The following is a 3,527-nucleotide window of genomic DNA, read 5'->3' on the forward strand; positions in this document are numbered from 1 at the left end:
TGCCGCCGAGGATCTTGATCCGCCGCGGAGCGCCGTCCGAGACGACGTCCTCCGACATCAGCACCGGCGTCCAGTACTGACGCATCAAGACACCCATCGGCGCGTCACCCTCCACGCGGGTGAGCAGGTCGTTGTCTTGCTTGTTCAGCATGAGTTCTCTCCAAGTTCGGGGTCTGACGACCGGGCTGCGGTTCCAAGTTCGTCGAGGGTGGAGGATCCGTACCTACTCGATCTGCGACTCGGCCGGTGACGCTGGTGATCCATCCCACGCGCTTATTTTGAATATTACCGTCTCATAATAGACGTGGCAAGGAAACGGACGACACGACTTGTCCGATCGCTCCTACGCGGACCGCTCGCATCCCACGGCCTGCGCGAATGCGAGCAACTCCCGCTCGAGCGCGTCGGGCTCTTCCAGCATCGGATAGTGGCCGCACCCCTCGATCGTGACCAGTCGCGACCGCGTCAACTGCTCCGAGAGCCAGGCCGCACCCCGCGCGGAATGCACGGGGTCGGCACGTCCCACCACCTGCAGGACCGGCAGGCGAACGTCCGCGAGCGCGTCGATCTGGTCGGATTCGAGCATCGAGCGGTAGCACTCGATCGCCGCCCACGACGGCATCTGCAACGACACCCGCATGAGCCACTCGATCGTCGATTCCGTCGGCGGCTGCGCGAACGCACCCGCGAGGTTGGTCCGCCGCGACCCCAGCCGATCGGCGTTCTCCGCGTCGAGGAGACGCGGCAGCACCTCGCTCGCGGGCGCACCGAACGGGAAGTCCGCGCTCCTGCTGGCGCGGACCGCATTCGATCCCACCAGCACGAGCCCGGCGATCCGGCCGGAGTCCAGTGCCGCGGCTTTGAACCCCACCTGCCCGGCGAACGAGTGCCCGACCAGTGTGACCCCGTCGAGATCGAGGGTCTCGATCACGTCGAGCAGGTCACGGGCCAGCTGCGGGACGTCGTACCCGTGGCGGGGCTTGTCCGAATGGCCGTGCCCCCGCTGATCCACACAGATCGCCCGGAAACCCGCGTCGGCCAGCACCCGCACCTGGCGATCCCACACCGAGTGGTCGAGACCGAAACCCGCCACCAGCACGACCGGCGGTCCCTCGCCGAGCTCGTGCACGGCGAGGCGGACACCGCTGCCGACCCCGATCAGGTCCATCAGGCGCCGTCCGCCGCAGTCGCCGGGGCGGCGAGCAGCTCGGCCGTATCCCGGTAGTACGCGCGGATCGCGATCGCCTTGCCGTTCTCGAATGTCCACTCCTCGACGGCGCCGGACGCGATCGGCGCCCCGCCACCCGGCGGGTACCAGTCGAACGACAGCCGCGCGGCAATGCGGTCGCCGCCGTCGACGAGCGCATCGAGGGTCAGTCCGCGGGGACCGACGTCCACCACACCGCGGGCCATGGCCTGGAACATTGCGCGAAGTCGCCGCGCGCCCTCGACCCGGCCGCCGTAGGGGAGGGACGACGGCATCTCCACGAAGATCGCGTCGTCGAAGCCGGCGTCGGCCAGTTCCCCCAGTCGCTCGGGATCCTGGTCGATGAGCGCGCCGTAGAACGCGCCGACCACCTCGGCCGGTGTGAGTGTGACGTGAGTGCTGTCAGGCATGTCGGGTCCTTTCCCGATTTCCACGAATCATCGGCCGAACTCGGCCACGTACTTCTGGAACGCCGGCTGCGTGACCGACGACGCCTGCGCCCACGACTCGAATTCGAGTACCGACGCCAGGTCGCCGTCCTGGGCGAGCTGAACCGCGCGCTTCATGTCCGCGAGCATCCCGCGATCACGCGTCGAATACCGCTCCGCGAGTTCGAGTGCCGTTGCGACGGGGTCGTCCGCGAGTTCGGTCGCCAAGCCCTCGCGGTACGCCTCGTCCGCTCCGATCGTCTTCGCGCCGAGGATTGTCGCCATCGCACGGTCGGCGCCCATCCGGCGCGTCAGGAACCAGCTGCAGCCACCGCCGGGGTGCAGGCCGATGTCGGCGAACGACACCACGAAGCGTGCTCGTGGACCGGCGACCACGACATCGCAGGCCAGCGCGATGTTGACGCCCGCGCCGACTGCGGCGCCCTGCACCGCCGCGATCGTCGGGATCTTCAGGTCGTGGATCCCGAGGAAACTCGCGTACACCGTCTTGAGTTCGTCGCGGATCTCCGCGGGCGGCCGGGTGGTGTCGCCGAACAGGCTGCCGACGTCGGCGCCCGCGCAGAACGCCCGGCCCGCGCCCGACACGACCAGCGCACTCGCCTCCCGGTCCGCGGCGACGGTGGCGATCGCGGCGGCAAGCTCGTCGAGCATGTCCCGATCGAGGGCGTTGAGGCGCTCAGGCGCGTTGAGTTGGATGTGGCGAACCGGTCCCCGGTTCGTCAGCTCGATCGTCGAGCCCATTACACGATCACACTCCCGGCTTCGGCTGCCGGCTCGCCCGGCAGCGGTGTTTTGTTGCTTTCACAGTTGTTGCCGCCCTTACCGATTCCGCGGAGGAGCGGCGCCATCCGACGTGCGATCAGGTCGACCGTGCGCTCGACCGTCTTCTCCGGCATGCCACCGACGGAGGCCCACAGAAAGACCGTGTCGACCGGGCAGTCGCCGATCCAGGCGGCGAACCGGGCGGTCAGGTCTTCCGGTGTCCCGAACCAGAATGCACCCGGGCCGGACAGTGACCTGTTCCGTCCGGCCGCAGGGTCGTATTCCCGCGGCGGCGGCCCGTCGACTCCGCGGGCCATGTGACGTCGGTACGAGTTCTGCTGATACGCGATGTACCCGGACATCTCGGACCACTCGCGGTCCGGATCCTCACTCGGAAGCGCGAAGAACGGACCGCCCATGCGCCCGGTGCCGGGGTCGAGGCCCGCGTCGGCGCGTCCCTGCCGGTACGCGGGCATCAGGTCGGGATTCACGAACAGCAGGTTTGCGCCGAGTCGCCCGGCGCGACGCGCGCCGTATTCGCCGCCGCTGCCCAGCCAGATCGGGATCGGCGACTGGACCGGCGCCGGTGTCACCCGCTTCCCGGACCACATCTCGCGCAGTTCGGACACCTGACCGGTCATGGTGGCGAAGCGCGCGTCGCGGTCGGCGCCGTAGAGATCGAACTCGGCCTGCTGATAGCCCGCGCCGAGCCCCAGGTCGAGACGGCCGTCGGAGATCAGATCGACGACCGCCGCCTGCTCTGCCAGTTCGACGGTGGCGTGCAACGGGGCGACGACGAGCGCGGTTCCCACCCGGACGGTGCGTGTGCGCGCGGCGACCGCCGCGGCGAACGTGAGCGCCTGCGGGAGGTAGCCGTCGTCGAACCCGTGGTGTTCGCTGACCCAGATGGAGTCGAGGCCCGAGGCCTCGGCGAACTCGCACATCTCGAGGGTGTGCGCGTAGACGCGGGCCGGGTCGAGTCCCGATCCGGGTGGCACCCGCAAATCGAAATACACCCCGACCTTCATGCCGGTCAGCGGAAGTCCATCCAGTGTCCGTGCGGGGTCCAGCCCATCAGGAACGGAATCTCGATCCGCGCGACCGGCCCC

The 3,527-nt window shown here is 69.0% G+C and carries 4 protein-coding genes; all 4 read right to left on the minus strand.

Annotation, left to right across the window (positions count from 1 at the left end; translation table 11 throughout):
* Positions 1 to 343: 343 nt before the first annotated feature.
* Positions 344 to 1,168 (minus strand): alpha/beta fold hydrolase, encoded by an 825-nt coding sequence (locus tag MLGJGCBP_RS49330; RefSeq protein ID WP_160097139.1) that lies wholly within the window; start codon positions 1,166 to 1,168, stop codon positions 344 to 346.
* The gene (locus tag MLGJGCBP_RS49335; RefSeq protein WP_160097141.1) at positions 1,168 to 1,617 is read right to left on the minus strand and encodes a nuclear transport factor 2 family protein; all 450 of its coding nucleotides are present in this window, start codon (positions 1,615 to 1,617) and stop codon (positions 1,168 to 1,170) included. Before MLGJGCBP_RS49335 ends, MLGJGCBP_RS49330 begins: the two co-directional genes overlap by 1 nt.
* A gap of 27 nt (positions 1,618 to 1,644) precedes the next feature.
* Positions 1,645 to 2,397, minus strand: coding sequence for an enoyl-CoA hydratase (locus tag MLGJGCBP_RS49340; protein ID WP_160097143.1), 753 nt, complete (start codon positions 2,395 to 2,397; stop codon positions 1,645 to 1,647).
* On the minus strand, positions 2,397 to 3,527 hold a 1,131-nt coding region (locus MLGJGCBP_RS49345), incomplete at its 5' end, for an LLM class flavin-dependent oxidoreductase (protein ID WP_236581160.1). The genes MLGJGCBP_RS49345 and MLGJGCBP_RS49340, both read right to left, overlap by 1 nt.

The sequence above is a fragment of the Rhodococcus sp. T7 genome (assembly GCF_009872365.1).
Lineage (GTDB): Bacteria > Actinomycetota > Actinomycetes > Mycobacteriales > Mycobacteriaceae > Rhodococcus_F.